This is a genomic window from Streptomyces sp. NPDC041108 (assembly GCF_055592645.1).
This window is the reverse complement of record NZ_JBVIYK010000012.1, coordinates 278,451-284,929: the sequence shown is the minus strand read 5'-3', so window position 1 is coordinate 284,929 and position 6,479 is coordinate 278,451. Positions and strand designations below refer to the sequence as shown.

At 70.7% G+C, this 6,479-nt stretch carries 7 protein-coding genes and 2 riboswitches; of the genes, 4 read left to right on the top strand and 3 right to left on the bottom strand.

From position 1 onward, the window contains the following. From ACZ6BB_RS30410 to gcvT, 3 genes are all read right to left on the bottom strand, one after another. Nucleotides 1-491 (bottom strand): aminotransferase class I/II-fold pyridoxal phosphate-dependent enzyme (locus ACZ6BB_RS30410; RefSeq protein WP_471618316.1); only part of this gene is annotated, 491 nt, incomplete at its 3' end. An 18-nt stretch (nucleotides 492-509) separates the two neighbouring features. Beyond that, complete coding sequence (gene gcvH, locus ACZ6BB_RS30405; RefSeq protein ID WP_471618315.1) at nucleotides 510-887, bottom strand: glycine cleavage system protein GcvH; 378 nt, start codon at nucleotides 885-887, stop codon at nucleotides 510-512. 185 nt (nucleotides 888-1,072) lie between these two features. Then, a complete protein-coding gene (gene gcvT, locus ACZ6BB_RS30400; protein ID WP_471618314.1) occupies nucleotides 1,073-2,200 on the bottom strand; it encodes a glycine cleavage system aminomethyltransferase GcvT in 1,128 nt (375 codons plus the stop codon). Nucleotides 2,201-2,235: 35 nt separating this feature from the next. Then, nucleotides 2,236-2,360: riboswitch (glycine riboswitch) on the bottom strand. Continuing rightward, a riboswitch (glycine riboswitch) is annotated at nucleotides 2,361-2,457 on the bottom strand. Between the two features lie 215 nt (nucleotides 2,458-2,672). On the opposite strand from gcvT, the gene ACZ6BB_RS30395 reads away from it, so the two are divergent. From ACZ6BB_RS30395 to ACZ6BB_RS30380, 4 genes are all read left to right on the top strand, one after another. Continuing rightward, nucleotides 2,673-3,341, top strand: a complete 669-nt coding sequence (locus tag ACZ6BB_RS30395; protein WP_471618313.1) for an AAA family ATPase — start codon at nucleotides 2,673-2,675, stop codon at nucleotides 3,339-3,341. An 88-nt stretch (nucleotides 3,342-3,429) separates the two neighbouring features. Continuing rightward, a complete protein-coding gene (locus tag ACZ6BB_RS30390; RefSeq protein ID WP_471618312.1) occupies nucleotides 3,430-4,206 on the top strand; it encodes an enhanced serine sensitivity protein SseB in 777 nt (258 codons plus the stop codon). 191 nt (nucleotides 4,207-4,397) lie between these two features. After that, on the top strand, nucleotides 4,398-5,147 hold the full coding sequence (locus tag ACZ6BB_RS30385) for an enhanced serine sensitivity protein SseB C-terminal domain-containing protein (RefSeq protein ID WP_275460424.1): 750 nt from the start codon (nucleotides 4,398-4,400) through the stop codon (nucleotides 5,145-5,147). A gap of 328 nt (nucleotides 5,148-5,475) precedes the next feature. Then, nucleotides 5,476-6,474, top strand: a complete 999-nt coding sequence (locus ACZ6BB_RS30380; protein WP_471618311.1) for an ABC transporter permease — start codon at nucleotides 5,476-5,478, stop codon at nucleotides 6,472-6,474. The last annotated feature ends 5 nt before the right edge of the window (nucleotides 6,475-6,479 follow it).

The following is a 6,479-nucleotide window of genomic DNA, read 5'->3' as shown; positions in this document are numbered from 1 at the left end:
TCCTTGGCCAGCCGCTCGACCTCGTCCATGTCGACCAGACCGGCGTCGTCCACGTGGTAGGCGACCACGTCGAACTGCTTGCCGGAGAAGTTCAGCCGCATGCCGTGGGTGAGGTGGCCGCCGTGGGCCAGGTCCAGGCCGAGGATGGTGTCGCCGGGCTGGGCCAGGGCGAACAGGGCGGCCTGGTTGGCGGAGGCACCGGAATGCGGCTGGACGTTGGCGTACTCCGCGCCGAACAGATCCTTGAGACGGTCGATCGCGATCTGCTCGGTGACGTCGACGTGCTCGCAGCCGCCGTAGTAGCGGCGGCCCGGGTAGCCCTCGGCGTACTTGTTGGTCAGGACGGTGCCCTGCGCCTCCATGACCGCCACCGGAGCGAAGTTCTCGGAGGCGATCATCTCCAGGGTGGACTGCTGGCGGTTCAGCTCGGCGTCGACGGCGGCGGCGACCTCGGGGTCCAGCTCGTGCAGGGGTGTGTTCAGAAGCGACATGCGTACGACCTCGTCTTCTCAGCCGGCGGTGTGGGCGGCGTACTCGTCGGCGGAGAGCAGATCGTCCGGCTCGCCCGCGACGCGTACCTTGAACAGCCAGCCACCCTCGAACGGGGCGGTGTTCACCAGCGACGGGTCGTTGACGACGTCCTCGTTGATCTCGGTGATCTCACCGGAGACCGGCGAGTACAGGTCGCTCACCGACTTCGTGGACTCCAGTTCGCCGCAGGTCTCGCCCGCGGCGACCGTGGAGCCCACGTCGGGGAGCTGGGCGTAGACGACATCGCCGAGCGCGTTCGCCGCGAACTCCGTGATGCCGACCGTCGAGACGCCGTCCTCGGCGACCGACAGCCACTCGTGCTCCTTGCTGTAACGCAGCTGCTGGGGGTTGCTCATGGCCTGAATTCTCCTGTACGCGGGGGAGTGATGGTGAAGGGGGGACTGCTGAAACCGCTGTTGAACAGCGCGGATGTGCCCAGGGTCACGCTCGGGGTCCGCACGACGCCGCTTCCGAACGACTACGTATACGACCACGTACACGGCCGCGGCCGCACGACTACGGCCGCACGGCTACGAAGGTGTCACTTCCGCCGCTTGTAGAACGGCAGTGCCACGACCTCGTACGGCTCGTGGCTGCCCCGGATGTCCACGCCCACACCGGCGGTGCCCGGAGCGGCGTGCGAGGCGTCGACGTACGCCATGGCGATCGGCCTGCCCAGCGTCGGGGAGGGCGCGCCGGAGGTGACCTCGCCGATCACCTGACCGCCCGCGACGACCGGGTACCCGGCGCGGGGCACCCGGCGGCCCTCGGCGACGAGTCCGACGAGAACGCGCGGCGGGGCCGAGGCGGCACGCTCCGCGGCGGCCGCCAGGGCCGTGCGTCCGACGAAGTCGCCCTCCTTCTCGAACTTCACGACCCGGCCGAGCCCGGCGTCGAACGGCGTCAGCCCGGTGGACAGCTCGTGCCCGTACAGCGGCATGCCCGCCTCCAGGCGGAGCGTGTCCCGGCAGGACAGCCCGCAGGGCACCAGACCGGCGCCCTCGCCCGCCTTGGTCAGCGCCTGCCACAGCTCGACGGCGTGCTCGGGCTTCACGAACAGCTCGAAGCCGTCCTCGCCGGTGTACCCGGTGCGTGCGATCAGCGCCGGGACCCCGGCGACCGTGCCCGGCAGTCCCGCGTAGTACTTCAGACCGTCGAGGTCGGCGTCGGTGAGGGCGGCCAGGATGCCGGGCGACTCGGGGCCCTGGACGGCGAGCAGCGCGTACGCGTCCCGGTCGTCCCGCACCTCGGCGTCGAACCCGGCGGCACGCTCGACGAGCGCGTCCAGCACCACCTGGGCGTTGGAGGCGTTCGCGACGACGAGGTACTCCGTGTCCGCGAGCCGGTAGACGATCAGGTCGTCGAGGATGCCGCCGTCCTCGCGGCAGATCATGGTGTAGCGGGCGCGGCCGGGCTTCACCCCGCCGATGTGGCCGACCAGCGCGTGGTCGAGCAGCGCGGCCGCCTGCGGGCCGGAGACGGTGATCTCGCCCATGTGGGAGAGGTCGAAGAGACCGGCCTTCGTGCGGACGGCGAGGTGCTCGTCACGCTCGGAGCCGTAACGCAGGGGCATGTCCCAGCCTGCGAAGTCGGTCATCGTCGCACCGAGCGAGCGATGCAGGGCATCGAGCGCGGTACGGCGCGATCCAGCGGTGGGGCTACTGCTCATCGGTTCTGCTCCCAGGGCATGACAGGCGAGGACGATCCTCCCCATCTGTCATCGGAACCTGAGAGGTTCACCGCGACCGCACGTACCGGTGATCGTGGTTTGCACCTTGGGTGGAGCCGTCCTCCGGCGAAGGGAGGTGCGGCCCGCTTTTCAGATGTGCCTCGCCCGCGCGGTATCTGGGCCTGAGAGATTCAAGGGAGGGACTTGCTCCTTCGGCGCCCCAGCGAGACTGCTGGGAGCTCTCCCGCGCGGATTCAAGCGGCCGGTATGCAGTTGGCGCGCACATCATTGCACGCATCGACGCGGCGCGGCAGGGGGACCTTCACTGGTGGGGGGCGACGAGCGGGAGCGGACACACCGGTTCGTAGCACTCTTGTGGCAGGACGAGGACTGAACCAGGAGGGATCGGGCATTACCTTCTCTTTACAGTCTGTGGGGATGGGACTCCATACCCCCGGGGAGGACGATCACGGTGAACAGGACCACGGCGTACGCGACGACGGGCATCGCGGCCATGCCCAAGCAGCCCCTCGCACCGGCCGGTGAGGCGTGCGGCCCGTTCCCGAGGGCGGTCGTCCGCGACCTCAGGGAGCGTGCCGGGCGCAGCCCGCACGGACTGTCCTTCGGGCCGCGCGACCTGGTGGTGGTGACCGGGCTCCCAGGCAGCGGAAAGTCGACGCTGATGCGGCGGAGCGTGCCGGGCGCGCGGATCGACTCCCAGGACACCCGCGACCGCTTCGACGCGCGCTTCGCCCGCCACCTGCCGTACGCGGCCTACCGGCCCTTCGTGCGCCTCGCGCACTACGCGGGACTGCGGCGCGCCCTCCGCTCGGGGGAGGGCGTCGTCGTGCACGACTGCGGGGCCCAGGCGTGGGTACGGAGCTGGCTCGCGCGGGAGGCCGGACGGCGGGGCGGCACCCTGCATCTGCTGCTGCTCGACGTGACCGCGGACGAGGCGCGGGACGGCCAGCGGGAGCGCGGGCGGGGGGTCTCGCGGTACGCGTTCGCCCGGCACCGCGGTGCCATGACCAGACTGCTGCGGGCCGTGGAGCAGGGGCGGCTGCCGCAGGGGTGCGGGGCGGCGGTGCTCATCGACCGGGCGGCGGCGGACGTCCTCAAGCGGATCGACTTCACGGGGTAGCGGGGGGTTCCCGAAGGGCGCGCCGGCGGCCCGGAAGCAATTAAGGTGCAGGGACAACAGCATCACGGAGCAAAGCGGTAGGCAGCAGATGGACTTCCCGGCGGACTTTCCGGCACAGGCGCATCCCCACGGGCACGGCGGGTGGCCCGGCAACGAGCTGGAGGAGGTGCTGTCCGCGTCGCTCGGTGTGCCCCAGGCCGGGGCACGGATCGTGGAGGTGCTGGCCCGCAGTTTCGTCTGGGTGCCGCTCCCGGAGGGGGGCGGCCCGAGCAGCGGTCAGCTCGACCTGCCCACGATGGAGTTCGACGGCCAGGCGTACGTGCCGGTGTTCACGTCCGAGGAGCAGTTCCGCCAGGTCGTCGGCAACCACATGTCGTTCACGATCGCCCCGGCCGTCGAGTTCGCGCGCGGCCTGCCCCCGCAGATCGGCCTCGCCCTCAACCCGGACGGTGTCGTGGGCATGCCGTTGCCGCCGCCCGCGGTGGCCGAGCTTTGCCGGGCCGGACGGACCCCGCTGGACGGCTCGGCGAACGGCGCCCGCGTACGGCTGTTCGAGCCGGACTGGCAGGACGATCCCGTGGACTTCCTCGCGGCCGCCTCGGCGGAGTTCGCCGCGACCGGGGTGGTCCTCTCCGCCCGCCGCTGCCTCGCCACCATCGAGACCGCCGACCCCGTCATGTTCATCGGGGTCGAACTGACCTCCTGGGAGGCCGACCGCGGTCTCCCCCTCGCCGCCCTCGGCCGGGCCCTCGCCGGGACCCCCGTCCCCTGGCCCGTCAACATGGTCTTCCTGGACGTCGCCCAGGACCCGGTGGGCGACTGGCTCCGCGAGAAGGTGCGGCCCTTCTACCAACAGGGGTACTGATCAGAGCGCCCCGAAAGGGCGCGGGGAACGGCGCGACCAGCCACGACGCACCCGCACCCCGCGACGCACGACAACGCCCGAGCCCTGACCGGCTCAACCGGCGCACCACCTAAGCTGTCTCCTATAACCAGGGTCCAACACGAAGGACGGCCAACGTGAGCGGCAGCATCGCCACCGGGCAGGTCGAGCACATGCTGCGGCAGGTGACGCCCGGGCGTTACGACGCCTACGAGGCGCTGCTGCGTGCCCTCGCCACCCCGTCCTCCGGCCAGATCTGGATGCTGCTCTGGCACGGCCAGGGCGGCTCCCCGGACGCGCAGTACGGGAACATGGAGGTCGACGGGTTCAACTACGCCCCGTGCGTGACCTCCGCCCAGGAGCTCTCCGCCAGTGGCTGGAACCGCAGTTACGAGGTCGTCGACGGCCTCGACGTGGCCCGCACGCTCTACCCCGACCACTACGGCCTCTGGCTGAACCCGCACGCGCCGGGCGGCGGCGTCGGCATCCCCTGGCTCGATCTGCGCCGGATCGCCACCGGCCTGGAGCGGCAGCCCGCCGGCCCGCTCCGGCTGTCCGAGCCGGCCATCGAGATCCCGCAGTTCTACGGCCTGCTGACCCAGAACGCGCACCGCACACCCGCCGTGCGCTCGCTGCGGCGCGCCTGGGTGCAGCCGGCGCTCGGCGCGCCGTACCTGGCGATCGGCCTCGACGTGTACGACACCTCGCCGCCGGCCGTGGACTCGGTGCGCGCGATGATGCAGCAGTCCATCGGCGCCGTCCCGGACGGCCTGCCCGTCTCCACGGTCGCGATGTCCGACGAGTACGACCCGGTCGCCATGTGGCTGCGGGCCGGCGCCCGCCCGTTCTACGACCGCGAGGCCCACGCGGCCCCGGCCCAGGCTCCGGCGGCGGGCGGATACGGCTACCCGAGCCGGTACTGACCCGCCGCGCCACCGCTCCCTCCCGCCCCCACCGCTCAACAGAGCGTCACGTCCGGATAGCGGAACCGTGCTGGCCACATCACGGTTGCGCATACATTCGCCGCCGGGTCTGGTGCCTGATCGCGCGGCCGTTGAAGACTCCCCCAGAGCGATGGGGGGAGCCGGCGAACGCGCTGTTCATACGGTGAAGTTCTCTGCCATACCCCTCCCTCGTACTCAGCAGTAGTCACAGAGCAGGCGAGACAGCAGTGGTGACGGACCGCACCGCAGACCCGGGCGGCCGCCAGGCACAGTCGGCAACCACCGGCACGGGCAAGCACGAGGGACGATGACCGCACCCATTGAGACGACCGGATCGCAGGCCGAGGCGCAGCCCGAAGCCGTGCTGGAAGGCGTCGAGGCCAAGAAGATCGAGGGCCGTTCGCTCGGCCAGATCGCCTGGACCCGCTTCAAGCGCGACAAGGTGGCGGTCGCCGGCGGTCTCATCGTCGTCCTGCTGATCCTGATCGCGGTCCTCTCCCGGCCGCTGCAGTCGCTGCTGGGGCTGGACCCCAACGCGTTCAACCAGGACCTCATCGATCCCAACACCTCGCTCCCCAAGGGCGACTTCGGCGGGATGAGCTGGGACCACCCGCTCGGTGTCGAGCCCAAGTTCGGCCGCGACATCCTCGCCCGCATCCTGGAGGGCTCCTGGGTCTCCCTGGTCGTGGCCTTCGGCGCGACGATCCTGTCCAACGCCATCGGCGTGGTGCTGGGCCTGGTCGCCGGCTACTACGGCGGCCGGGTCGACACGATCGTGAGCCGGCTGATGGACACCTTCCTGGCGTTCCCGCTGCTGCTCTTCGCGATCGCCATCTCCGCGACGCTGCAGGGCGGCGCCTTCGGTCTCGAAGGACTGCCCCTGCACATCTCGGTGCTGATCTTCGTGATCGGTTTCTTCAACTGGCCGTACATGGGACGCATCGTGCGTGGTCAGACCCTGGCGCTGCGGGAGCGTGAGTTCATCGACGCCTCGCGGGGGATGGGCGCCGGCGGCCCGTACGTCCTGTTCAAGGAGCTGCTGCCCAACCTCGTCGCGCCGATCATCGTCTACTCGACCCTGCTCATCCCGACGAACATCATCTTCGAGGCGTCGCTCAGCTTCCTCGGCGTCGGGATCCAGCCGCCGCAGGCCTCCTGGGGCGGCATGCTCAACCAGGCGGTCGACTTCTTCGAGGTCGACCCGCAGTACATGATCGTTCCCGGCCTCGCGATCTTCATCACGGTGCTGGCCTTCAACCTCCTCGGTGACGGCCTCCGGGACGCCCTCGACCCCCGCAGCCGCTGACGTCT